The 25572-nt window shown below is 63.9% G+C and carries 21 protein-coding genes; 4 read left to right on the top strand and 17 right to left on the bottom strand.

The features are described from left to right. The first annotated feature begins 90 nt into the window (after positions 1-90). Complete coding sequence (locus FJU11_RS05900; RefSeq protein WP_141166110.1) at positions 91-1050, top strand: sugar kinase; 960 nt, start codon at positions 91-93, stop codon at positions 1048-1050. Between the two features lie 27 nt (positions 1051-1077). Here FJU11_RS05900 and FJU11_RS05895 read toward each other — a convergent pair whose 3' ends face one another. The 11 genes from FJU11_RS05895 to FJU11_RS05845 form a co-directional block, all read right to left on the bottom strand. Further along, complete coding sequence (locus FJU11_RS05895; RefSeq protein ID WP_141166109.1) at positions 1078-2706, bottom strand: ABC transporter ATP-binding protein; 1629 nt, start codon at positions 2704-2706, stop codon at positions 1078-1080. Between the two features lie 2 nt (positions 2707-2708). Then, complete coding sequence (locus FJU11_RS05890) at positions 2709-3857, bottom strand: ABC transporter permease (protein ID WP_141166108.1); 1149 nt, start codon at positions 3855-3857, stop codon at positions 2709-2711. A gap of 11 nt (positions 3858-3868) precedes the next feature. Further along, positions 3869-4792, bottom strand: a complete 924-nt coding sequence (locus tag FJU11_RS05885) for an ABC transporter permease subunit (protein WP_141166107.1) — start codon at positions 4790-4792, stop codon at positions 3869-3871. A 120-nt stretch (positions 4793-4912) separates the two neighbouring features. Further along, positions 4913-6499: a peptide ABC transporter substrate-binding protein gene (locus FJU11_RS05880; RefSeq protein WP_141166106.1), complete on the bottom strand. Its 1587-nt coding sequence runs from the start codon at positions 6497-6499 to the stop codon at positions 4913-4915. Positions 6500-6697: 198 nt separating this feature from the next. Further along, positions 6698-8068: an FGGY-family carbohydrate kinase gene (locus FJU11_RS05875; RefSeq protein WP_141166105.1), complete on the bottom strand. Its 1371-nt coding sequence runs from the start codon at positions 8066-8068 to the stop codon at positions 6698-6700. A 4-nt stretch (positions 8069-8072) separates the two neighbouring features. Next, positions 8073-8387, bottom strand: a complete 315-nt coding sequence (gene rhaM, locus FJU11_RS05870; protein WP_141166104.1) for an L-rhamnose mutarotase — start codon at positions 8385-8387, stop codon at positions 8073-8075. Between the two features lie 22 nt (positions 8388-8409). After that, the gene (locus tag FJU11_RS05865) at positions 8410-9414 is read right to left on the bottom strand and encodes an ABC transporter permease (RefSeq protein WP_141166103.1); all 1005 of its coding nucleotides are present in this window, start codon (positions 9412-9414) and stop codon (positions 8410-8412) included. Then, entirely contained in the window at positions 9411-10394 is a 984-nt protein-coding gene (locus tag FJU11_RS05860; protein WP_141166102.1) for an ABC transporter permease, read from the bottom strand. The genes FJU11_RS05865 and FJU11_RS05860 overlap by 4 nt, the downstream gene beginning before the upstream one ends. After that, the gene (locus tag FJU11_RS05855; protein ID WP_141166101.1) at positions 10394-11917 is read right to left on the bottom strand and encodes a sugar ABC transporter ATP-binding protein; all 1524 of its coding nucleotides are present in this window, start codon (positions 11915-11917) and stop codon (positions 10394-10396) included. Before FJU11_RS05855 ends, FJU11_RS05860 begins: the two co-directional genes overlap by 1 nt. Positions 11918-11993: 76 nt before the next feature. After that, positions 11994-12989 carry a rhamnose ABC transporter substrate-binding protein gene (gene rhaS, locus FJU11_RS05850; protein WP_141166100.1) on the bottom strand — a complete coding sequence of 332 codons (996 nt, stop codon included), beginning with the start codon at positions 12987-12989 and terminating at the stop codon, positions 11994-11996. 40 nt (positions 12990-13029) lie between these two features. Further along, positions 13030-13839: a DeoR/GlpR family DNA-binding transcription regulator gene (locus FJU11_RS05845; protein ID WP_141166099.1), complete on the bottom strand. Its 810-nt coding sequence runs from the start codon at positions 13837-13839 to the stop codon at positions 13030-13032. A 212-nt stretch (positions 13840-14051) separates the two neighbouring features. Here FJU11_RS05845 and FJU11_RS05840 point away from each other — a divergent pair, with 212 nt between their 5' ends. Further along, positions 14052-16151, top strand: coding sequence for a bifunctional rhamnulose-1-phosphate aldolase/short-chain dehydrogenase (locus FJU11_RS05840; protein WP_141166098.1), 2100 nt, complete (start codon positions 14052-14054; stop codon positions 16149-16151). 26 nt (positions 16152-16177) lie between these two features. Then, complete coding sequence (gene rhaI, locus FJU11_RS05835; protein WP_141166097.1) at positions 16178-17470, top strand: L-rhamnose catabolism isomerase; 1293 nt, start codon at positions 16178-16180, stop codon at positions 17468-17470. A gap of 111 nt (positions 17471-17581) precedes the next feature. Here rhaI and FJU11_RS05830 read toward each other — a convergent pair whose 3' ends face one another. After that, positions 17582-18484 (bottom strand): SDR family oxidoreductase, encoded by a 903-nt coding sequence (locus tag FJU11_RS05830; RefSeq protein WP_141166096.1) that lies wholly within the window; start codon positions 18482-18484, stop codon positions 17582-17584. Between the two features lie 93 nt (positions 18485-18577). Between FJU11_RS05830 and FJU11_RS05825 the strand changes: the two genes are divergently transcribed. Beyond that, positions 18578-19408: a helix-turn-helix transcriptional regulator gene (locus tag FJU11_RS05825; protein WP_141166095.1), complete on the top strand. Its 831-nt coding sequence runs from the start codon at positions 18578-18580 to the stop codon at positions 19406-19408. A 359-nt stretch (positions 19409-19767) separates the two neighbouring features. Here the strand turns inward: FJU11_RS05825 and FJU11_RS05820 are convergent, their stop codons facing one another. From FJU11_RS05820 to FJU11_RS05800, 5 genes are all read right to left on the bottom strand, one after another. Further along, on the bottom strand, positions 19768-20607 hold the full coding sequence (locus tag FJU11_RS05820) for a formate/nitrite transporter family protein (protein WP_141166094.1): 840 nt from the start codon (positions 20605-20607) through the stop codon (positions 19768-19770). A 314-nt stretch (positions 20608-20921) separates the two neighbouring features. Further along, a complete protein-coding gene (locus FJU11_RS05815) occupies positions 20922-22478 on the bottom strand; it encodes an ArnT family glycosyltransferase (protein ID WP_181408063.1) in 1557 nt (518 codons plus the stop codon). A gap of 147 nt (positions 22479-22625) precedes the next feature. Continuing rightward, positions 22626-23645, bottom strand: coding sequence for a glycosyltransferase family 2 protein (locus tag FJU11_RS05810; RefSeq protein WP_141166092.1), 1020 nt, complete (start codon positions 23643-23645; stop codon positions 22626-22628). Continuing rightward, on the bottom strand, positions 23642-24544 hold the full coding sequence (locus FJU11_RS05805; RefSeq protein WP_141166091.1) for a hypothetical protein: 903 nt from the start codon (positions 24542-24544) through the stop codon (positions 23642-23644). Before FJU11_RS05805 ends, FJU11_RS05810 begins: the two co-directional genes overlap by 4 nt. 338 nt (positions 24545-24882) lie before the next feature. Beyond that, positions 24883-25548 (bottom strand): TetR/AcrR family transcriptional regulator, encoded by a 666-nt coding sequence (locus FJU11_RS05800; RefSeq protein ID WP_141166090.1) that lies wholly within the window; start codon positions 25546-25548, stop codon positions 24883-24885. Between the last annotated feature and the right edge of the window lie 24 nt (positions 25549-25572).

The following is a 25572-nucleotide window of genomic DNA, read 5'->3' as shown; positions in this document are numbered from 1 at the left end:
TCTTTTCACGCGTAAAGTTCTTCTTGTCCGGTCGCCGGACATCATGCTGGAATGACCGGAGAAGTCCGAGTGGACGGAAGGATGCGCGCCATGGAAAAGCGGGACCGTTATATCGCTGCCATCGGCGAGATCGTCGTCGAGATCATGGCGAGCGAACGCGGCGACGGCTTCACCGAAGCGCAGCCTTTCGTCGGTCCGTTCGCCTCCGGCGCTCCGGCGATCTTCATCCATCAGGCCGCGTTGCTCGGTCAGGCTTGCGGCATCGCCTCGTGCGTCGGAGACGACGATTTTGGGCGAATGAACCTCGATCGGCTTCGCATAAGCGGGGTGGATGTGCGCGCGGTCGCCATCAGCAGGACACGACCGACCGGCTCCGCTTTCGTGCGCTATGCAGCCGACGGGTCCCGGCAGTTCATCTTCAACATCGCCCACAGCGCATGCGGCGAAATCGCCGAGAGCGAGCCCCTCCATGCGATGGTCGACAGGACCGACCACCTCCATGTCATGGGATCGTCGCTGTTCTCGGAATCCCTCGCGGCGCTGACGCTCGACGGGATCTCGCGCGTCAAGGCACGCGGCGGCACGGTTTCGTTCGATCCGAATGTCCGTCCGGAAGCCATTGCGGACGGTTTTCTTCACCACTCGCTTCCGGCTATCCTGTCGCAGACGGATGTCTTCCTGCCGTCCGGCGACGAACTCTTCATCGCCCATCCCGGCTCGAGGGAACGCGAGGCGCTGGACGCTCTTTTCGACAACGGCGTCACGGTCGTCGTGCATAAACGCGGTAGCGCCGGCGCGCGCTATCACGATCGCGCCCTCACGATCGATCAGTCCGCTTTTCCGGTCGATGAAACGGATCCGACCGGCGCCGGCGACAGTTTCGGCGCAACGTTCCTCACCTACTGGCTGCGCGGATACGCTCCGAAGGCCTGCCTGCAGATGGCGGCAGCCGCCGGCGCGATCGCCGTCACGAAACAGGGCCCGATGGAGGGCGCGGCATCGGCGAACGAAATCGAAGCCCTTGCGAAGACAACCGGCGCCCTGACCTGACCTGATCGGGCGAGCGCGCCGCCGGCATCAACGTGCTGCGGAAACGGTTATCGGATCCGTATCCATCGCCGCCTGCACGAGGGCCTGCGTGTATTCCTTCTCGGGATGGTCGAAGATGCGCTCGGCGACGCCCTCTTCCACGACCTTGCCGTCCTTCATGACGAGGATGTAGTCGGACATGGCGCGTACGACCGCGAGATCGTGGCTGATGAAGACGTAGGAAAGGTCGTGTTCCTCCTGCAGCCGGCGCAGGAGTTCCACGATCTGCTTTTGCACCGAGCGATCGAGCGCGGAGGTCGGTTCGTCGAGCACCATGACCTTCGGCTTGAGGATGACCGCTCGGGCGATGGCAATGCGCTGGCGCTGGCCGCCGGAAAATTCGTGCGGATACCGGTTGCGCATTGCCGGGTCGAGGCCGACGTCCTTCAACCCATCGATGGCACGCTTGTCCCGCTCGCGCCGGGAAAGATCCGGCTCGTGCACAAGCAGGCCCTCCGTAATGACCTGGCCGACGGTCATGCGCGGTGACAACGAGCCGAAGGGATCCTGGAAGACGATCTGGAGTTCCTTGCGCAGCGGCCGCATGCCGCGCTTGTCGAGGCTCGATATGTCCCGGTCGCCGTATCGAACGGTGCCCCTGCCGTGGACGAGGCGCAGGAGCGCACGACCAAGCGTCGACTTGCCGGACCCGGATTCGCCGACGACGCCGATCGTCTGCTTTCGCCGAAGGCGAAGCGAGATGCCGTCGACGGCGCGAAATTCGCTCGATCCCGAAAACCAGCCGGCGTTCTCCTGCCGGAAGCCGACGACGACGTCCTTCCCCTCGAGCAGGACCGGCGAACTCTCTTCGACCGGCGGCTTGCTTCCGCTGGGTTCCGCCTTGATCAGCATGCGCGTATAGTCGTGGGTGGGGTCGTCGAAGATCGCGGCCGTCCTGCCCTCCTCGACCACATCGCCGAGCTTCATCACGTAGACGCGCTCGGCGAAGCGGCGCACGACGCCGAGGTCGTGGGTGATGAAGACGATCGCCATGCCGAGGCGCTTCTGCAGATCGGCCAGAAGCTCCAGAATCTGCGCCTGGATGGTCACGTCGAGCGCCGTGGTCGGCTCGTCGGCGATGAGGATATCCGGGTCGTTGGCGAGCGCCATGGCGATCATCACGCGCTGGCGCTGGCCACCGGACAGCTCGTGGGGAAAGGAATCGATGCGCCGTTCCGGCTCCGGAAGCCCGACCAGGCGCAACAGTTCGATACAGCGCTTTCGCGCGGCAGACCGCCCCATACCGGCATGGTGCACGAGCGGCTCGGCGATCTGGCGGCCGATCCGGTAGAGCGGATCGAGCGAGGTCATCGGTTCCTGGAAGATCATCGTCATCTTCGCGCCGCGAACGCGGTTCAACCGCTTCTCGCCGAGCCCGATGAGTTCCTGATCGCGATATTTCGCCGAGCCGGTCGCCCTTCCGTTGGAAGCGAGCAGGCCCATGATCGCCATCATGGTCTGGCTCTTGCCCGAACCGGATTCGCCGACGACGGCGACCGTTTCGCCGGGCATGATGTCGAGATCGATGCCGTTGACCGCCTGAACCGGCCCGTCATTGGTTTCGAAGCGCACGTCGAGACCGCGAACGGCGAGGATGGGCTTGGCGTTCTCGCTCATGGTCAGCGGTCCTTCGGGTCGAGCGCGTCGCGCAGGCCGTCGCCCAGGAAGTTCAATGCGAAGAGCATGATCGTCAGTGCCGCGGCGGGGAAGAGAAGCAGCCAGGTGGCGCTGCGCATGTTCGCCGCCCCTTCCGAGATGAGCACGCCGAGGCTCGTCATCGGCTCCTGAACGCCGAGGCCGAGGAAGGAAAGCAGGCTTTCGAGCAGGATCGCCTTCGGCACGAGCAGCGTGACGAACACCATCACAGGCCCGAGCGTGTTCGGAATAATGTGGCGCTTGAGGACGCCCATGTCCCCGACGCCGAGCGCTTCCGCGGCCTGGACGAACTCCTGACGCTTCAGCGTCAGCGTCTGCCCGCGCACGATGCGCGCCATGTCGAGCCATTCGGTACAGCCGATGGCGATGAAGATCAGCACGAAATTCCGGCCGAAGAAGACGACGAGCAGGATGACGAAGAAGATGAAGGGCAGCGAATAGAGAATGTCGATGATCCGCATCATGACATCGTCGACACGCCCGCCGAGATAGCCCGACACCGCGCCGTAGCCGACGCCGAGCACGAGTGACATGAAGGAGGCGAGCACGCCGATGGCGAGAGAAACGCGCACGCCGATGAGGATGCGGCTTAAGAGGTCGCGCCCGTTCGCGTCCGTTCCGAAGGGGAAGAGCTCGCGCGTGACGGCGGCCGTCATCACCCCTTGCGTGACGGCATCGTTCAGATCCGTGATCGTCGCGTCGTGGAAGATGTCCGAACGATCGAGGTAGCGCACGATGCGCGGATCGATCTTCTCGTCCTTCGAGATCGGTGCACTGACGCTCGACCCGTCGACGGTGACCTTGCCGACGTCGACGCGGGCGCGCTTCAGCGCACGCTCGAAGGCGGGCTCGATCGTGTCGGCGCGCGGATAGGCTTCGAGGCTTGCAGGGACGCGCACATATTGCGTGTAGATGGCATCGTAGGGATGCGGTGCGACCATCGGGCCGAAGACGCCGGCGACGACGAAGACGAGAAGCACGACGGCGCTCGCGACGGCCGCGCGGTTGCGACGCAATCGGATCCACGCATCCTGCCACAAGGAACGCCCGGTCGTGGCGTCGGCAGTAACGGCCGGTCCTTCTTCGGCGATGGTCGGGTCGGACTGGCTCATGAAGCGGTCCCTCAGTCGAAGCGCACGCGCGGATCGAGCAGCGCGTAGAGAATGTCGACGATCAGGTTGAAGACGATGACGAAGACCGCGACGACGATCACGGTGCCCATCACCAGCGTATAGTCGCGCCCGAGCGCGCCCTGGACGAAATAACGGCCGATGCCGGGCACGCCGAAGATCGTCTCGACCACGACGGAACCGGTAAGAAGGGCGGCGGCCGTGGGGCCCAGATAGGAGACGACCGGCAGGATCGCCGCGCGCATCGCATGGACGCCGACGACCACGAAGGACGGCAGCCCGTAGGCGCGAGCCGTGCGTACGTGGTTGGAGCGCAGCGCCTCGATGGTCGCGCCGCGGGTCAGGCGGGCGATGATGCCGATCTGCGGTAGGGCGAGCGTTACGACCGGCAGGATGACGTGCGAAAAGTCGCCCCCTCCCCAGCCGCCGGCAGGCAACCAGTCCAGCATGACACCGAAGACGAGGCTCAGGAGCGGTGCGATGACGAAGGTCGGGATGGTGATGCCGAGCGTGGCGAGCGCCACGACGCCGTAGTCGTTCCAGGAGTTCTGCTTGAGCGCGGCGAAGGCGCCGAGGATCGATCCGACGACGAGGGCGATGAGGAGCGCAAACCCGCCGAGTTCGATCGAGACCGGCAGACCGGTGCGGAAGAGGTCGAGGACGGAGAAGTCACGCCGCGTGAAGCTCGGCCCGAGATCGAAATGGGCGAGGTTGTTCAGGTAGAGCAGGTACTGTTTCCACAGCGGCTCGTCGAAATGATAGGCGTGCTTGAGGTGCTGCATGATCAGCGGGTCGAGCGGGCGCTGCAGGTCGAAGGGCCCGCCCGGCGCGAGCCGGATCATGAAGAAGGAAAGCGTGATGACGATGAAGAGCGTCGGAAGCGCGCTGCCGAAGCGTCTGATCACGTAGGAGAACATGGGCTCTCATCTCCTGCCGCGCTATATGCCCCCATGGATGTGGGCAGCGGCGCGTGGAACCGGACGAGGACCGAAGCGTATGCGTGCTTCGGTCCTCGCGATCGTCGTCCGGTCCGGCGGCTACTTTTCGATCGACATGTAGCGCGTGATGTGGACGTTCTGGATGTTGTCCTTCCAGCCCTTCAGGTTCTTCGAGACGAGCGAACGGGACGAGTAGTACATCACCGGAATGATCGGCATCTTGGAAAGAAGAAGCTGTTCGGCCTGGCTCAGCACCTTGGAGCGCGCATGCAGGTCCTGCATGGTGCTCGCCTTCTGCATCAGCTGATCGTACTTCTGGTTCTTCCAGTGCGGGTAGTTGAAGCCGTCGTTCTGGGACTTGAACAGGAACAGGAAGTTCTGCGGGTCGGAATAGTCTCCGATCCAGCCGGCCCGGGCGATGTCGTACTTGGCGCCGCTCTTCAGATAGTCGAAGTAGCCGGTTCCTTCCATCTCCACGAGCTTGGCCTTGATGCCGATGTTCTTCAGCATGTCGGCGACGGCCGTCATCGTGTTCTTGTGGTTCTCGCTGGTATTGTAGCGCAGCTCGACCGTCAGGTCGCCGGGCTGGACGCCGGCTTCCTTCAACAATTTCTTGGCTTCGTCCTCGCGGTCGAAGAGATCCTTGCCCTTGGATTCGATGTAGACCGGATCGAAGTAGTTGCCGATGCCGGGCGGCACCATCGAGTAGCCCGGCAGCATGGTGCCGCGCCAGATCTCGTCGGCCAGGAACTGGCGATCGATGACGAGCGAGATCGCCTTGCGCACGCGCGGATCGGAAAGCTTCTTCTCGCGCACGTCGATCGGCAGATAATAGGTGCCGAGATACGGTGCGATGTGAACCTGATCGCCAAGGTTCTTCTTCATGTAGTCGATCTGCTCGGCCGGAATGTCCGAACACGACTGGACCTCGTTCGCCTGGAAACGGCGCAGGCAGGCGGAACGATCCTCGAAGGGGATGTAGTTGACCGTGTCGATCTGAACGTTGTCGGCGTCATAGTAGTTGTCGTTCTTCACCATGACGATCTTCTCGTTGGGTGTGAACGACTTCAGCTTGTATGCGCCGTCGGTGACGAGGTTGCCCGGCTTCGTGAAATCGCTGCCGTACTTTTCGACCGACTTCTGGTGAAGCGGCAACGCCGTCTGGTGCGTGAGAAGCTCCAGGAAATACGGCGTCGGATTTTCGAGGTCGATCTCGAGCGTATGGTCGTCGATCGCCTTCACGCCAAGCTTTTCGGGCGGCATGTCGCCCTTGTTCACCGCCTCGGCGTTCTTGATCACGTACTGGATGTTGGCGTAGGTCGCCGCGGTCTTCGGATTTTCAAGGCGGCGGAACGCGAAGACGAAATCGCTCGCCTTGACCGGATCGCCGTTCGACCACTTCGCGTCGTCGCGTAAGTGGAAGGTGTAGGTCTTTCCGTCGTCGGAGACGTCCCAGCTCTTGGCGACGCCCGGCACGACCTTGGCGTTCGCGTCGTAGACGACGAGGCCTTCATAGAGATCGCGCGAGAGGTTCGCTTCGGCGACGGTCGTCGTCTTGTCGATGTCGAGCGTCGTCGGATCGGTGTCGTTGCCGCGGTTGTAGACGGTCTCGGCGGAAGCCACGCCGGCCATCATGAGGGATAGCACCATCACGCTTGCAAACGTCGTACCGATCGTTCTCTTCATCAGTTTCCCCTAAATATCGGATTAATCGGGCTTTTAGCGATTATGCCGACACCGGCCGGTCACGCAACCCCGCTCCGCTTCACCTCCCCATTAATTTCAGCGGCATCGCCTGAGCACACTCCACGGAAACGAAATGCGGTTATCGCATGGAATCCGGCGGGTTCCTTCCCGGGAAGCAGATGGCTACCCGCATGTGGATTAACCGACGAGCGCTTCGCGCCACCTCTCCACATATCGGAAGAAGCGGCGGTGCGGATCGGTGCGTTCCGCCCTCGCCGGCCGTGCCCTGCCCGCATGCGCATCGATCATCATGGCCGCGCCGATGCTGGTGCCTGTGCCCTCGACCGCGACGACCGGTCTTTTCGTGGCGGCCGCCAGGACGTTTCGATAGACCGCGTTCATCGCGAACGGGCCTTCGACGATCGTCGAGCCGGCCGCACCGACCATTTCGAGGCATGTCGCCGTCATCATTGCCAGGTAGCACGAGACCGCCGCATATCGCTCGCCGTCGGGAAGCGATGCCTCGTCCACCGTCCATTCGGGCCTGCGACCCTGAAAGGGACCCGAGCCGTTTTCCACGGCGGGCAACAGCATTGCGCCGCCTTTCAGGACGGCATCCACATCTGCCGCGGTGCAGTCCCGTCGGCGCCCTTCCATCAGGCGTTCGAATTCGCGCCCGCCCATGAAGCGGGCCGACGGGACCGGATTGCCGAACGCATTCACGTTGATCAGCGTGTCACGTGACGGATCGAGGGACACCGCTTTACCGCCGACGGCCATGCAGATGACCCATGTGCCGGTGGACACGACAGCAAACGGTGGATCGCCCGCGGCAAGATGCGGATAGAGGGACGCGTTGGAATCGTGAATGCCGCAGACGACCGGCGTGCCTTCGGGTACTCCCGTTTGTGCGGCGATCGCCGGCTCGAGGGTTCCGAGCTGCTCGGTCGCCTTGCGTACGGGTGCCATCAGGCCGCCCCACCCCATCCGCTCGACGAGCGAGGAGAACGCACCCTCGTGCGGGTTCCAGAGATCGGTATGGCAGCCGAGCGACGTCACCTCGTTCGAGGCGACACCGCACAGCCGATAGGTCCAGTACTGGGGATAGGTGAGGATCGTCCGCGTCCGCTGCCGGATCCAGGGAAACGTCTCGAACTGCCAGAAGAGCTGCGCGCCGAGATTGAGACCGAGCGGCAAGCGGGGCGTACCGGTTTCCGTAAATGCCGGGCGTATCGGATTGTATCGCATCGAAAGCGTATCGGGACCGTCATGCTCGTAGTCGAGCACGGGGGCCGCGAGATCGCCGCCGGCATCGAGCAGCGCGGCGCAGGCTCCGTGCGTGGTGACCGTGATCGCGTCCACCCCGTGCTGCGCCTGGAATTCCCGCAGTCCGGCTAGGATGAACGCCCATAACGCCTCGATGTCGTAATGGGGATATGGCGGGCCTTGTAATACGCGGTTCGGCTGTCGCCGGACCGCGATTTCGCTCGTCGTCATGAGATCGACCAGCGCCATCTTCGCGTTGGTCTTGCCGATGTCGACGACGGCGACGTGTCTCGCGGGCGCCATCGGCTCATTCCATGTGGAAGACGGTGGAAAGCGATGCAGTCAAGGGCGCGTCGTCTTCGTGGGTCTCCATTATGTCGGCCATCATCGCCCACCAGCGGCGCATGACCGGGTGGTCGGCGAGCGCGTCCAAGCCGTGGTCGGTGCGCCGCCACATCACCGCGAAGAGGAAGTTCGTCTCGGCGTCGAGATGGATCGAATAATCCTCGACGCCCGCCTGCTTCAAAAGCGCGACGAGCTCGGGCCAGATGGCATCGTGGCGCGCCTTGTATTCGTCCGTACATCCGGGTTTCAGGCGCATGCGCACGGCGTGCTTTTCCATGCCCGGCCTCATATGTGGAACCTCATGTGCGCATCCTCGTGCGCACCCGGCGCCAGACGATCGGAAGCGCGATGACGGCGATCAGCAGGATGCCGGTGAAGATCGACATGACGGTGCCCGGCACGTTGAGAAGGCCGAGGCCGAAGGTGACCATGCCCATGATCATCGCGCCGAGCACGACGCCGGGGATGGTGCCCGAACCGCCGAGAATGTTGACGCCGCCGAGCACGACCATGGTGACGACCTCGAGCTCCCAGCCGAGCGCGATGGAAGGCCGCGTCGAGCCGAGGCGCGCCGTCAGGCAGACCGCGGCGATGCCCGACATGACGCCCGTCAGCAGGAAGAGAATGAACTTCACGCGCGCGACGCGGATGCCGGAAAAGAGCGCGGCCGTCGGGTTGTTGCCGATCACAGTGACCTGGCGGCCGAAATTCGTCTTGTGCAGCACGATGCCGTAGATCACGGCGAAGACGACGAAGAGCACCAGTTCGAAGGTCACGACCCAGAAGACGTAGCCCATGCCGAACCACGAAAAGCCGGACGGATAGCTCGTATAGGCCTGATCCCCGAGAACGATGAAGGCGATGCCGCGGAAGAGGCTGAGCGTACCGATCGTCACGACGATCGACGGCAGGCCGAGCCGGGTGACGAGGAAGCCGTTGAACGCGCCGCAGACGAGGCCGACGACGAGCGCGACGACGACCAGCACGGGAATGCCGAAGCCGGCGGCAGCCGCCGCACCCATCGCCGTCGAGGCGAGCGCGATGATCGACGCGACGGAAAGGTCGATCTCGCCCGAAATGATGAGCAGCGCCATGGCGAAGCCGATCATCGCGCGCTCGGTGAAATTGTAGGTCGCGTCGGAGAGGCTGTAGGGATCGAGGAAATAGGGCGAGGCGAGCGTGTTCGCGACGAAGACGGCGATCGCCACCACGACGAGCAGGCTCTCCCAGCTCTGCAGCGCCGCCATGCCCCGGCCGGAAAGGCGATCGGGAATGCGCCGGGGATTGGCCGCAGTCTCGCTCATGCCGTCGTCTCCGCCCGCTTCAGGATGATGCGGCCCTTCGTGCGTTCTGCGCGTGCGTTGAAGGCGACGGCAAGGATGATCGCCGCCCCCGAGATCGCCATCTGCCAGAAGGGCGAGACGTCGATGACGGGCAACGCGTTCTTGATGACGCCGAGAAAGAGCGCGCCGAGCACGGCGCCGGCGGTGGTGCCGATGCCGCCGGCGATCGACACGCCGCCGATGACGCAGGCCGCGACGACGTCGAGCTCGAAGCCGTTGGCGATGTCGACATAGGCGACGGCGTATCGCGAGACCCAGAGATAGCCGCACAGGCCCGAAATCGCGCCGGAGATCGTGTACGCAAGGAAGCGGACGCGACCGGGATCGATCCCGGCATAGACCGCAGCGGCCGGATTGCCGCCGACGGCGTAGAAGGACCGGCCGAGCGCCGTGCGCGTCAGCACGAGGCCCATGACGACGATCAGAAGAAGCGAGATCCAGGAAAGCACCGGCACGCCGAACAGCGTTTCGCGCGGGAATGCCTTGAAAGCGTCGCTCATCTGGTGCGCATTGACCCACTCCCCGCCGGCGATGACGAAGATGAGGCCGCGATAGATGGTCAGCGTGCCGAGCGTCACGACGATCGGCGGGATGGCGATCTTCCAGACCAGAAAGCCGTTGATCGCGCCGAGGACGGCACCGATCAGGAGCGCCAGCGCGATGAGCGCGAGGATCGGCACACCTGGCGCGATCGTATTGAGTTGCGCCACGATCATGCCGGTCAGGGCGAGGTTGGCGGCGACCGAGAGATCGATGCAGCGCGTCAGGATCACTGCCGTTTGCGCGAAGGCGAGCATGATCAGGATGGCGGTGTCGTTGTAGACGTTGAGGAGGTTCGAGAGCGAGACGAAGGCGCCGTAGCGCGTCGAGATGGCAATTGCCAGAAGCACGATGGCGCCGGCGAGCAGCAGGTCCCGCGGACGGAAGAGGAGCGCGTTCATCAGGCCGCCTCCCCGATCGCCGCTGCCGCGCGCACCAGCTTTTCCGCCGTGATCGCCTCGCGTTCGTAGGTCGCGGCGATCCGGCCTTCGCGCATGACGATGACGCGATCCGACATGCCCATGATTTCCGGGATCTCCGAGGAGACCATGATGATCGACAGCCCCTGTTCCACGAGTTCGCTCATGAAGGCGTGGACGGCCGCCTTCGAGCCGATGTCGACGCCCTTCGTCGGCTCGTCCAGAATGATGATCTTCGGCTGCGTCGCCAGCCATTTGGCGATGACGACCTTCTGCTGGTTGCCGCCCGAAAGGTTGCCGACCGGCTGGTCGAGGCTGGCCGCCCTCAGATCGAGCCGTTCGCCGTACTGCCGCGCGAGCGCGAATTCCTCGGCGAGCCGCAGGAAGCCCCTGCGCGAGGTGCGCGTCAGCGAGGGCAGCGTGATGTTCTGGAAGATCGGCAGCGGGCCGACGGCACCCTGCCGGCCGCGCTCTTCCGGAACGTAGACGATGCCCTTTTCGATCGCCTCGGCGGGCGAGCGGATGACGGCGACCTCGCTGTCGATGCGGATCGCGCCTTTCGACGGTTTGGTGATGCCGAAGAGCGCCTGCATGAATTCGCTGCGCCCTGCCCCAACGAGCCCGTAGAAGCCCAGGATCTCGCCGCGCCTGAGCTCGAAGCCGATATCGGCGAACTCGGTCGGGTGGCTGTAGCCGGAGACCGTCAGGACCGGCTCGCCGGCCTTCGTCTCGCGCTCGGGAAAGATCGTGTCGACGGCGCGCCCTACCATCAGCCGCACGAGCGCATTGGAATCGGTTTCGGCGATCCGCCCTTCGGCAACCATCTCCCCGTCGCGGAAGACGGTGTAGCGGTCGGCGATGCGGAAGATCTCGTCGAACTTGTGGCTGATGAAGAGGATCGCCTTGCCGTTTTCCTTCAGCGTCTCGACGAGGGTGTAGAGTTCCTCGATCTCCTTTTGCGAAAGGGCGGCGGTCGGCTCGTCCATGATGACGACCTGCGCGTCGGTCGAAAGGGCGCGAGCGACGGCGACAAGGTGCTGGTTGGCGATGCCGAGATCCTTCAGCGGCAGGCGCGGATCGATCGAGGCACCGATGCCCTTCAGGAGATCGCGCGCGCGGCGTTCCATCGTCGCCCAGTCGACGAAGCCGAAGCGCGTCCTCGGCGCGTGACCGAGGAAGACGTTCTCCGCGACCGAAAGCTCGTCGAAGAGGACCGTTTCCTGGTGAATGGCAGTAACGCCGGCTTCGGCCGCGGCCTGCGGCGTCGCGAAGCGCATCGGCTCGCCGCGCACCGTGATCTCGCCGGCATCCGGCTGATGGATGCCGGTCAGGATCTTGACGAGGGTCGACTTGCCGGCCCCGTTCTCGCCGACGAGCGCCGTCACCTCGCCGGCGTGAAGCGTCAGCGCCACCGCGTTCAGCGCCTTGACGCCCGGAAAGGATTTCGAGACGCCGGAAAGCGCGATCGCGGGTACCGATGCGGCGATGGAGCTGTCGTGAAGCACGGGAAAATGCCGCCTGTCGAATGAGCGGGAACATGCCTGCCCGGCAGACCCAAAGGCCGCCGGGCGGTGAACCGGATCAGTACATCTTGGCGTATTTGTCGATGTTGTCGGCGTTGAAGACGAAGGGCTCGCCCATCACGCCTTCGTTGTCGCTGTCAAGCTTTACGGAGCCGAGCCGGCCGATATCGATCGTCGCCCCATCCTTCGCCTCGGCCTTGTCGGTCGCGAGCTGGTAGGCGATCATCGTCGCGGCGTAGCCGAGATCGATCGGGTTCCACAGCGCGAAGGACTTCGACGCCCCGGTCTTCACGTGCCCGGCCATCTCGGAGGGCAAGCCGAGGCCGGTGACGTTGATCTGGCCGGTCTTGCCCGCATCCTCGACGGCTTGGGCGGCCGCGACGATGCCGACCGACGTCGGCGCGACGATCGCCTTCAGGTCCGGATAGCTCTTCATCAGGCCTTCCGCCTCGCGGTAGGACTTGTCGGAAAGATCGTCGCCATAGACCGTGGTGACGAGGTCGATGTCGGGATGGTCCTTGAGCTGGTCCTTCATCGCCGCGATCCACGTGTTCTGGTTGGTCGCGGTGGCCGATGCCGAAAGGATGGCGATCTTGCCCTTGCCGTCCGGCAGCGCCTGCTGGGCAAGCTTGACGAGCGTCTGGCCGATCAGTTCGTTCGAGGACGGGTTGAGGTGCATCTCGCGGCCGGCCGGCGCGACGGCCGAGTCCCAGGAGATGACGTCGATGCCGCGCTGCATCGCCTTTTTAAGCGTCGGCACCACCGCATCCTTGTCGTTGGCCGATATCGCGATGGCGTCGACGTGCTGGGCGATCAGCGTGTTCAGCACCTGGATCTGGCCCTCGGCCGTGGTGTCGGTCGGCCCGGTATAGATGACCTGAACGTCGCCGAGCTTCTTGGCGGCTTCATCGGCGCCCTCGTGCGCGGCCTCGAAGAAGCCGTTGCCGAGGCTCTTCACGACGAGCGCGATCTTGGTCTTGTCCGCGGCGTGCGCGGCACCGATGGCCATGGCGGATACGGCCGCCGCCATCACGATTTTCCTGAATGCCTTCATGTCTGGTCTCCTCCCTGGATTGAAAGACGGCGCCCCGGCGTCAGGCCGAGGAGCGGGTTCGGGTTTTCGCCTCCTCGCCCGGTTCGGCGACGATCAGCGCGACGCCGGCGCTGTCGAGCATCGCGGCGTGGCGATCCTCGAGTGCGTCGTCGGTAATCACCGTCGATATTCGGTCGAGGCCGCAGAGAATGAGGCTCGAGCGCTGATCGAACTTCGACGAATCGATCAGCACGACGAGATCGTCGGCCTGATCGACGAGCTTCTGCTCGGCCTGCACGAGCAATGGATCGGCTTCCATCAGGCCGAGCGGCCCGAGCCCTTGCGCGCCCATGAACATGCGCCGTGCGTAGAAATTGCGCGTAACGTCGTTGTCGAAGGGGCTGAGCACGATGTTCTGCTCGCGGTAGATCGTGCCGCCGGGCAGCATCACCGAGTTCTTCGAATGCTTGAGCAGGTGCTCGGCGATCGGAAAGGAATTCGTGAAGACCTGCAGGCGGCGCGAGGCCAGCCAGTGCACCATCTGGAACGTCGTCGTTCCGCCATTGACGATGATCGATTCGCCGTCCTCGCAGAGCGCGACGGCTTCCTTCGCGATCGCACGCTTGCGGGCGATGTTGATCGTTTCGTTGACGCGGAACGGCCGGCCGGCAAGCCCCGGAAACTGGGGTGGGTTCAGCGCTTCGGCGCCGCCGCGAACGCGCCGCAACCGCTTCTGCACGTGAAGGGCGGCGATGTCGCGACGAATGGTGGCCTCGGAGCTGTCGGTAAGGTCAACGAGTTCCGTCACGGTCGCGACCGGCCGGTCCTGAACGGCCGACAGAATGATGCGATGGCGTTCCTTCTCGTGCACCGCAGCGCCTCCCTGATGGGCCGTACCGTTCCACCGCGAGCATGCATTGTCAATCAATTTCGATCATTACCATGGTTGGTGCACCGCAGTATGCGTGGTTGTGATCGTTTTTGATTGACAGGTCTGGCGCCTGGATCGAAGATGCGATGGACGATGACGACCGTGGACCGCGTTTGCGCCACGGCGGCAGCCAGACCGGGAGGAGTTCACCCATGCTCGACCAGCACGACGAGTCGCGGCTCGCCAATTTGTGGGACGTGGAGCGTGCCGCGGGCATGAGCGAGGCGGAAAAGCTGCTCTACCGCTCCAACCTCCTCGGCTCGGACAAGCGCATCACCAATTACGGCGGCGGCAACACCTCGGCAAAGATCGCGGAGACCGATCCGCTGACCGGCGAAAGCGTTGATGTGCTGTGGGTGAAGGGCTCCGGCGGCGACGTCGGAACGATCACCATGGACGGCTTCGCCACGCTTTACATGGACAAGCTGAACGCGCTGAAGGGGCTCTATCGCGGCCCCGAACACGAGGACGAGATGGTCGGCTACCTGCCGCACTGTACCTTCGACCTCAACCCGCGCGCGGCCTCGATCGACACGCCGCTTCATGCCTACGTCCCCAAGCCGCATGTCGACCACATGCATCCTGACGCTGTAATCGCGATCGCCGCTTCGGCCGATTCCGAGCGGCTGACCGAAGAGATCTTCAAAGGTGAGATCGGCTGGCTACCCTGGAAGCGCCCCGGCTACGAACTCGGCCTATGGCTCGAGACATTCTGCCGGGAAAATCCCGACGCGCGCGGCGTGGTCCTCGAAAGCCACGGCCTCTTCACATGGGGCGATACGGCCGAGACGTGCTACGAGACGACGATCGAGATCATCAACCGGGCGATCGCGTGGTTCGCCGAAAAGGCCGGCGGCGAAGCCTTCGGCGGGGAGCGCGTCGCACCGCTCGGCGGAGAGGAGCGCCGGGCGACCGCCGCCCGCCTGATGCCGGTGATCCGCGGTTTGATCGGTGCCGACCAGGCCAAGATCGGTCATTTCGACGACAGCGACGCCGTGCTCGAATTCGTCGGTTCGAACGCACTCGATGATCTGGCACCGCTCGGCACGAGTTGTCCGGATCATTTCCTGCGCACCAAGATCCGCCCGCTGGTGGTCGATTTCGATCCGGCCGATCCCGACGTCGAAAAGACGGTCGAAGGCCTGCCGGCCGCGATCGAGGCCTACCGTGCCGACTACGCGGCCTATTACGAACGCTGCAAGCGGCCCGACAGCCCGGCGATGCGCGACCCGAACGCCGTCGTCTACCTCGTGCCGGGCGTCGGCATGATCACCTTCGCCCGCGACAAGGCGACGGCGCGCATCTCGGCCGAATTCTACGTCAACGCCATCAACGTCATGCGCGGGGCGTCTTCCGTTTCGACCTATCGCGGACTGCCCGAGCAGGAAGCCTTCGACATCGAATACTGGCTACTCGAAGAGGCGAAGCTTCAGCGTATGCCGAAGCCGAAGCCGCTCGCCGGCAAGGTCGCCTTCGTCACCGGCGGCGGCGGCGGCATCGGCAAGGCGACGGCCCGGCGGCTGCTCGGCGAAGGGGCGTGCGTCGTGCTCGCCGATATCGACGAGGAAGCACTCGGCAGGGCGCGCGCGGAACTCGAAGACGGCTGGAGCGCCGACGTCATACGGGCGACACGGCTCGACGTCACCGCCGAGGCCGGCGTGCTCTACGCCTTTGCAGAGACGGCCGTCGAATATGGCGGGATCGACATTCTCGTCTCGAACGCCGGCATCTCGTCGGCCTCGCCGATCGAGGATACGGAGCTTTCGCTCTGGAACCGCAACCTGGAAATCCTGGCGACCGGCTACTTCCTTGTTGCTCGGCAGGCCTTCCGCACGATGAAGGTGCAGGGGCTTGGCGGTGCGATCGTCTTCATCGCGTCGAAGAACGGACTTGCCGCTTCCCCGAACGCGTCTGCCTACTGCACGGCGAAGGCCGCCGAAATCCATCTTGCCCGCTGTCTCGCGCTGGAGGGTGCGGGCGACGGCATTCGCGTCAACACGGTCAATCCCGATGCGGTTCTGCGCGGTTCGAAGATATGGACCGGCGAATGGCGCGAGCAGCGCGCTGCGGCCTACAACATGGCCCCGGACGAACTCGAGGAGCATTATCGCCAGCGCTCCATGCTCAAGCGCAGCGTCTTTCCCGAGGATGTGGCGGAGGCCGTCTACTTCCTCGCCTCGGACATGGCGGCGAAATCGACGGGCAATATCGTCAACGTCGACGCCGGCAACGCGCAGGCTTTCACGCGCTGAACCGTAACGCATTCGGGAGGGAAACCATGGCCGAACCGATCGATCCGGCCGTCGTCGAGGCGGAAAACGAGAAGCGCGCAAAGGCGCTCGAAGCCGACTACGAAGCGCTCGGCGCGCATCTCGACCGGCGCGGCGTCGACATCGAAGCCGTCCGGGCGAAGGTCGCGGCCTATGGCGTCGCCGTGCCGTCCTGGGGTGTCGGCACCGGCGGCACGCGCTTCGCCCGGTTCCCGGGATCCGGCGAACCACGCAACATCTTCGACAAGCTGGACGATTGCGCCGTCATCCATCGCCTCGCCCGAGCCACGCCGCGCGTTTCCCTGCACATTCCGTGGGACAAGGTGGCCGATCTTTCCGAACTGACGGAACGCGCCGCCGCACACGGTCTCGGCTTCGACGCAATGAACTCCAACACGTTCCAGGATCATCCGGGCCAGGAACGCTCCTACAAGTTCGGCTCGCTCTCTCATACGGACCCGGCGACGCGCCGGCAGGCGATCGATCACAACCTCGAATGCATCGAGATCGGCCAGGCGCTCGGTTCGAAGGCGCTGACGGTGTGGGTCGGCGACGGCTCGAACTTCCCCGGCCAGAGCCACATGACACGCGCCTTCGAGCGCTATCTCGAATCGATGAAGGCCGTCTACGCCGCCCTGCCGGAGGACTGGCGCGTCTTTACCGAGCACAAGATCTTCGAGCCGGCCTTCTATTCGACCGTCGTGCAGGACTGGGGCACGAACTACCTGATCGCGCAGGAACTGGGACCCAAGGCCTTCTGCCTCGTCGATCTCGGCCACCATGCGCCGACCGTCAACATCGAGATGATCGTCGCCCGGCTCGTCCAGTTCGGCAAGCTCGGAGGCTTCCACTTCAACGATTCGAAATATGGCGACGACGACCTCGACACCGGTGCGATCGATCCGTACCGGCTCTTCCTCGTCTTCAACGAGCTGGTCGACGCCGGCGAGCGCGGTGCGGCGAATTTCGACCCCGCCCACATGCTCGACCAGTCGCACAACGTCACCGATCCGATCGAAAGCCTGATGACGAGCGCGATGGAGGTGCAGCGCGCCTATGCGCAAGCGCTGATCGTCGATCGGACGGCCCTTTCGGGCTATCAGGAAGACAACGACGCTTTGATGGCGTCCGAAACGCTCAAGACGGCGTTTCGCACGGACGTCGAACCGATCCTCGCCAAGGCGCGTCTCGATGTCGGCGGTGCCATTGCACCGGTCGCGACCTATCGCGCCGCTGGCTACCGAGCCAAGGTCGGCCGGGAGCGGCCCGAAACGAGCGGTACCGGCGGCGGCATTATCTAGAGCGCTGGACCTGATTGGATCAGGTCCAGCGCTCTATCTCTCTATTTTGCGCATTGTTCGCGACGCCAGACTGGACCGGTCCGGCTGGGAAATGCTCTGGTCGGTGCCCCTTCAGGTCGTTTCAGCGGCGTCGTAATCCATGTTGCGCAGATCTTCGAGGAGCGTTGGGCCCGTCGGCTCCCATCCGAGCTTTTCGCGCGTGATCGCGCTCGAGGCGGCCATGTTCATGCCGGCGAACATGGCGAGCCATCCGAAATGGCTTTCGGCTTCCTCGGGCGAAATCGACTTCACCGGAACGCCGAGGCCCTTGCCGATCGTCTCGGCGATGTCGCGCACCGGCACGCCCTCCTCCGCGACGCCGTTCCAGCGCACGCCGGCCTCGTGGTTGTCGAGCGCCAGACGATAGAGCCGCGCGACGTCGCTCACATGGGCGGCGGCCATGCGGTTGTCGCCTTCGCCGACATAGGCGGAGACGCCGGTCTGGCGAGCGTGGTCGATAAGCGGCGAGACCAGCCCCTGTCTCTGCGTGTCGTGCACCTGCGGAAGGCGCATGGCGGCAACCGAGACACCGCGTGCTGCTACGGCTTCGCCGGCAAGCTCCGAGGCGCGACGCGGATTGGCATGCTTGCGGTCGATCACGTCCTCGCGGGCGAGCCCGCCACCTTCGACGCTTCCGAGCCCGACCCCGGAGGTGATGATCAGCGGCCGGCCGGAGCCCGCGAGTGCATCACCCATCGCTTCGATGACGCGACGATCCTTCTCGCAGTTCTCGACGAAGCGCGAAAAGTCGTGGTCGAACGCCGTGTGGATGACCGCGTCCGCCTTCGCCGCGCCGTCGGCCATCGTCTTCGGATCCTCGAGCGTGGCGCGATGGGCTTGCGCGCCTGCCTTTTCGAGTTCGGCCGCGCCTGCCTCGGAGCGGGTCGCACCGAGCACTTGATGGCCGGCCTCGATTAGTTCGGGTACGATGCGCGAGCCGATGAAACCGGTCGCGCCGGTAAGAAAAACACGCATGGAACGATCTCCCTGAATTGTTTCGGCGCCAGCATCGCTCTATTCTTTCTCATGGAAAAGTCGTGATCGTATCAGGGTATAATCGCCAACAGGATGGACACGCGAAACCGACCCGACAATCCGCTCGGCACGTATTTGCGCGACCGGCGTACGCGCCTTGACCCGGCGGCATTCGGCTTCCCGGTCGGGCGCAGACGCACGCCCGGGCTGAGGCGCGAAGAGGTCGCCCAGCGCGCCAACATCAGCCCGACATGGTACACATGGCTGGAACAGGGACGCGGCGGCGCACCCTCTGCCGACGTCCTCGACCGGATCGCGACCGGCCTGATGCTGACCCGGCCGGAACGCGAGCACCTCTTCATGCTCGGGCTCGGTCGTCCGCCCGAGGCGCACTACGCACCGGTCGACGACGTTTCCCCACGCCTGCAGCGCGTGCTCGACGCCCTTGAGGTCAGTGCCGCGATCGTCAAGACCGCAACGTGGGACGTCGTCGCCTGGAACCGTGCGGCCGCGGCACTTCTGACCGATTATTCGAAGCTTGCGCGCGGAGAACGCAACATCCTGAGGCTGATCTTCGCCGATACGGGCGTGCGCGAGCGGCAGGACGACTGGTGGTCGGTAGCGGAGTTCGTCGTCGGCGCCTTCCGGGCCGATGCGGCTCGCGCCGGCGCCTCCGCGGAGATCGCCGGCCTTGTCGAGGAGCTATCGCGGCAAAGCCCCGAATTCGCCGAGCTATGGGGCCGGAACGACGTCGTCGCCCACGGCGAGGGATCGAAGCGCCTGCATCATCCCGATCTCGGCCTGCTCGATCTCGAGTTTTCCTCCTTCGCCGTCGATGGACGACCGGAACTCGGCATGGTCGTCTACAACCCCGCAAACGACGAAATCGCCGCCCGTATCCGCGCCTACCTGGCCCGCATGTGATCCCGCGCCGGAACGCCGACCGGGCGACCGTCCGCATGCCCGATCGGCTTCGAAGTGTTCACGCACCGGTGCATCGGAACGAACCGGACGCACTCAAACGATCGGTCCGGCCGCGTCTCCGTTCGTCCGCTCGCGCCGCGAACGGGTTGAATCCTTCCGTCGTGACACGAGGCGATGATCCCTCGAGAGAGCGCCGAATGGTTCATTTCGCAAACCCGACCTCGTCCATGTTCAAGCTCGATGTCGGGCTTATCTCGGAGCCGACGACGTTCTTGTTCATGCGGTAAGGCAACGTCTCGTAATGGGTGCATACGATCGGGGCGTCCTTCTTTCGATCGAGCGAAACCCATCCGCCAACGTCAGGAAGGCAGTTCGTTGACGACCTGGCCGTAGGCGAGGAGCGCGAAGAGGCCGGTTCCGCCGGCGATGTTGCCGACGAGGGTGGCCCCAATGAGCGCCGCCGAATGGCCGATAGTCGCGTCGCCCGAAAGGGCCAGCAGGAAGAGTTCCGTCGAGCCTGCGATCACGTGGGTGAAGCCGCCGATGGCGATCAGGTAGGTGAACATGATGATGACGAAGATCGAGGCCGCCCGCGCGGAAGGCAGCATCCATACGATCGCGGCGACGAAGAAGCCGGCCGGAATTCCCCGCGCGAAGGCCTGGTAGGGTTCGAGCGCGGCGAAATCGCGTGAGATCGCCAGCATCCCGGCGATATGTTCGGGCGGCACGACGCCGACCCAGGTCGAAAGCGCGGCGGAGCAAAACGTGCCGACGAGATTTGCGACGAGCACGATGCCCCAAAGCCGCGCCGTGCACCACACCATGCGCGCGGAGGGGCGCGAGAGGAGCGGCAGGATCGCGGTGATCGTGTTCTCGGTGAAGAGCTGAAGCCGACCGAGGATCACGAGAACGAAGCCGATCGTGTAGCCGAGATCGGCGACGGCGACCGCGGCCGCTCCATCCCCGAGCACCGCATGCAGCGTTCCCTCCGCCAGTACCGATGCGGATATCCCGATGCCGGCGGCAACGCCCGACCACCATAGCGACAGGAGCGGCCGATCAAGTTCCTCCCGTCCCTCCTCGTGAACGACAGCATAGACCGAGACGGGGCTCAGGCTCCTGTTCTTCTGGACGTCCTCTTCGTCCTTCTCGCTGAGCCGCCCCCGATCTTCCTCGGCCCCCTCTTTACTCTCGCTCATATTACTCTCCGACCACTACGAACGCAGCTGCCACTCGTTCCAGAGCGTTTCCTGCCCGACTGATCCAGTCCGGCGTCGCAACCATGCGCTATGCGGAGAGATAGAGCGCCGGACCGATTCAATCAGGTCGCGAAGCGCTTTTGCATCGTTGACGATCCCCGTCGGAATGTTCGGTGATGCGAGCGACCGGAAACCGAGCGGTCGACGACGAAGGCACCGCACACCTTCGCGGTCTTACGGTCCACAAACGTGGAAAACCCGATCGGCGATATGTGCCCTGGTAGCAGCTTGATGCCATTCCGCCGTCTGCGCGATCACTCGCTCGCCGGCTGCCGCTCGTGGAGTTCGGACAGGACAACGCCTTCGCGGCTGAGCGTCGAGATCGTCGGGACGTCCGGGTACTTCGTGCAGCTTCGACGATTGGTGATCAGGTATTGCGCGTCGTCGCGGTCGACGAAGTCGATTTCCGGATAAATCTTCTTTCGTAGGCGGGTCGAGCAATCGTGAACCTTGGGCCTTTCACCTGTCAGCCGCGCGGTGGTCGCGAGGCGGTTCAGGTAATAGGTCGGCGCGGTGCGCCAGACGTCGACCTCGTAGCTGTTTTCGGCCCCTTTCAGCCCGCCGACCAGGACGTTGTAGAACGAGTACTGGTAGGGAAAGACGCGATAGGTGCCAACGAGCGTCCAGGCGGTACCGAGTAGAAGGACCGCGACGCCTGCGACACGCACGACCTCCGGTCGCCGGTCGCCGAGCATCTTCGCCGCCGCCCACGCCGCCACGAGCATGGCGAGCGGGATCAGGAAGGTGAAGTGGCGATAGCCGCCGTAGACCGTCGCATGCGTGACGGCCTGGTAGACGATATAGAGGACAATGATACCGACGCATGCGACGGCCATCGGATGGCGGCGGATCGGCGTCAGCACGCCGCCGGCGATGACGGCGATCAGCAGGAAGATCGGCATGCAGATGGTCAGATAGGTCAGCATGTAGATGCGCGGACCTGTCTGCGCGTGATAGGTGATGCCGTTCAGGATCACGCGTCCATTGTAGTCGAAATCGGTGAACGCGAGGATCGCCGTCATCAGTTGTTTCGGCGTGTAGAGATAGATCTGCGGCCAGAACAGGGCGAGCATGACGATACAGCCAATGACCACAGCGCCGATGATCTTGGCGATCCGAACGGCGAGCGCCTTGTCGAGGCGCGTCTCGGGATCGAAGATCAGGTAGGCGCCGAGCGCCACGAAGCAGAACGAGCCCAGGATCACGACGCCGATGACCTTGGCCGTGGCAAGCAAGCCGACGGAAACGGCGACACCGACCCAGATCGATCTGGATGTGTATCGCCCGAGTGCGGCGCGCATGCAGTAATAGAAGCCAGCGACCATGAACGTGGCGAAGGGAATGTCCTTCATGTTGATGAACATGTAGCCGTTCCACATCGGATTGACGGTCAGGAACACCATGGCGAGGCTGCCGGTGAGCCGTCCAAAGAATGCGGAACCGATCTTGTACACATAGACGATGCCGACGACCCCGAAGAGCGCCGAGACGAGATGGCGGCTCCAGTAGCTCATGGCGGGTATCAGATGCTGAAGCGCTACCGCAACGAAGTCGGGGAACATCCCGTAAAAGTTGGTTTTCATGAACGAAAGCGTATGTCCATGGAAATAGTAGCGCCACAGACGCATTCCGCGTTCCTGCGCATAGGTCTCGTCGTAGCTGAAGCCGTAGTAGCGATAGGTCAGGAAGACAACGACGATCGTCAGCAGGATGAAGAAGACCACGAAGGTGCGGCTCTCCAGGAAACGCAGGACGCCGTTCACGGCGCGATGGCCGGTCGAGACGGTGGATTGGCTCGTCGGTGTCGTCATGGCTTTGCCTCGATCGGTCGCGGTCTGGCTGCCGTCGTTCTTGGACATGGATGGAAGTGCGTGCAGGCTGCTTAGCGCTGAGGAAGAGCTTGTGTTTCTTCGTCGCCGTGACGTTCGCGTCGTGTCGTGCAACCGTTGCCGGATCCGCTATTCACCGGGCACGGGCTCCCCCGCTGCCTCGGCGGAAATATCGGCCACGATGAGGTCGGCCGAAACCCGCGGTGCCTGGACGCGGATCAGCAGTTCGGCGACGACGCCGGTGGCGATCATCTGCACTGAAACCACCATCAGCAGGAAGCCGAGGAAGAAGAGCGGCCGTGTGCCGATGGGGCCGTATCCGAAAAGCCAGAGGCAGCTCAGATAGAAGAGGATCAGGAAACCGAGCAGCCCGGTCCCGACCCCGACGCCTCCGAACATGTGCCCTGGACGGAGCAGATAACGGGTCGTCACGAGGATCGCGAGCAGGTCGAGAAAGCCGCGCACGTATCGCTCGATCCCGTATTTCGACACGCCGTGTTGGCGCGCGTGATGCTCGACCTCGATCTCGCCGACGGTGAATCCGGCATCATGCGCGAGCACGGGAATGTAGCGGTGCAGTTCGCCGTAAAGCCGCAGGCTGTCGATGACCTCCCGGCGATAGGCCTTGAACCCGCAGTTGAAATCATGAAGCGCGAGGCCGCTCACCTTCGCGGTCGCCTTGTTGAAGAGCCGCGACGGCAGGGTCTTCGACAGTGGATCGTGACGCCGGCGTTTCCAGCCCGACACCATGTCGAAGCCGGACCGCAGTTCTTCGAGAAAACGCGGGATCTCCTTCGGATCGTCCTGAAGGTCCGCATCCATGGTGATGATGACGTCCCCGCTCGCGAGACGAAACCCGGCCTCGAGCGCGATCGCCTTGCCGAAATTGCGGCGAAGCCGCAGCGCGCGCACGATCCCCGGATACGTCTCGGTCAGTTCGCCCATGACCTTCCAGCTTCGGTCCCGGCTGCCGTCGTCGATGAAGACGATCTCGCGAAGATCGTTGCCTTCGAGCGCACCGACGCTCTCGACGATACCGCTGACGAGCGTGCCGAGCGTATCCTGCTCGTCCTTTACCGGAATGATCAGGCTGATCGTGTTCACGGGCTTCTCCTGGCTCGTGCGTACGTGCGGCGTGACGATGTTCATGCGCTTCCCTGTTCGGCTTGTGCGCCGTGCGGCACCCGCGATGCCATGGCGCGCCCCGCGCCGTAGAACATCAGATCGCCGGAAACCGTGACGATGCGCCCGACGAGGACAGCGAGCAGGATGACGGACGAGACGATCGAGTCGGTGAAGAGGTAGACGAGCACCGTCTCCCGCACGCCGAGGCCGGCCGGCGCGCCGGGCGTCACGAGGCCGACGAGCCAGGAAACGACGTAGGCACCGATCACGACCGGCACACCGGCGAGCGACAGGGCTTTGGGATCGATCAGGCCGAGCGTCGTCATGAACACCGCTCCGTTGAGGATCATGAAGAGCAGATAGGCGACGGCGCCCCTTGCGAGATGCAGCCCGCCGATCAACCGGGCGATTGCGATCGCAAGGGCGGCCACGAACACGAAGCCGACAAGGGCGATCCAGCTCGGAACGTCTGGAAAGAAGAGTGGCACGATGAGCACGGCGAAGAGCGGGCTGATCGCGCAGATCATCATCAGTTCGAAGAGCGTCGACTTTGCGAGCGGCACGTTCGGAAGGCCCGCCGCCGCGCCGACCGCCTGTCGGCCGGCGTACTGGAAGATGTTGCCTGGGACGTATTTGCCGATTTGCGTCGTCGCGAAGGTGGCGACCGCCCATTTCGGGGTGACGTTGACGCCGAGCATCGCGAGAAGCTCACGCCAGGCGGTCGCCTGGAACGTGCAGATCGCACCGTAAAGGGCGGCAAGGCAGACGAGTGCGACGTAGTCGCTGGTCGTAAGATCGATCGTACGCAGCGTATCGGAATAGCTGTAGAGCTTGAACACGACGAACCCGACGCCTGCTATGCCGAGCACGGAGCCGAGCCGATGAAGCCATTTCTGTAAGCGTTGCTTCGAAATATGTTTCATCAAAAAGGATGGTTCTTTACGTTCGTGCGTTCTTAAAGGAGCCCTTTTCCGACCAAACGGCGATCGGTCGGCACGGCCGCTGTCGGCCTTCGAATCCTCAATAAGCCCGGCCTTTTCTACCTGCGCCCGACGTCGCGTGCAAGTAGCATAAGGGCAACGGTGCTCATCTGTCTCGACGGGGACGTTTCGCTAAGTTTCTATTTTGTCTAGGATTTCCTGCGGGAATTTCAGGATGTTACTCCGGCGATCCAAAGATCGCCACAGGTGTGACGTTGAGCGCCCCAATCCGGTCGACGCATGGTTGTCGCGATCGGGAAGCGTCCATGCGGTGGCGTTGGTCAAAGCGAAACTCTCTTCATGGAAGAGACGTAGCCGTGGCGTGAGTGGAAGCGGGCCATTTCGCGCTCCGTCGGCGCGTAGCCGGAATAGGTCTTCACGTAGGCGGGAACGCGGGCCATTCGGGTCGCCTGCGTCTCGTTGACCTGCATGGAGATGTAGCCGATCTGGGCGAGATAGACGGTGCGCGCGCGCACGTCCGCCTCGTCGCCCTCGTAGCCGAAGCGTTCGAACATCGCGCGGATGGCATCGAGCCGCCGCTCGTCGGCGATATTGACGCGGCCCATCACGTCCTCCGACTGGTGCGCCCAGCCGCGGATCGCGAAATCCATCTGCGGTTCGAAGACCGCCTCTTCGTGGAACACCGAAAGGAGGTTGAGCACCGCCTCGGTGATCGTATCGGCATAGGCTTCACAGGCGGAGACGAAAGCGCCCGTGTTCTTCGTTTCCCAGTCTTCAAGCAGAGCATCCAGCAATGTGTTCCGATCCCTGAAGAACCAATAGAAACTCGTGCGCGAGAGCTGGAGCTGCGCGGCAAGCGGCTGAATCTTCACCGCTTCGAGCCCGCTTTGTAGGAAAGCGTCCTTCGCGGCATCCAGCCACAGCTCGCGCGAGCCTCGCCAGCCGGACGGTCTTGTGTCGTTCGTCGTCGCCGTTCGCTCATCCATGGGTTGGAACCTATCCGGGTTCGA

Origin of the sequence: Pararhizobium mangrovi (genome assembly GCF_006516965.1) — a bacterium.
GTDB lineage: Bacteria > Pseudomonadota > Alphaproteobacteria > Rhizobiales > Rhizobiaceae > Pararhizobium_B > Pararhizobium_B mangrovi.
Note: the sequence above shows the minus strand (reverse complement) of the source record. Positions and strands in the feature narration are given on the sequence as shown.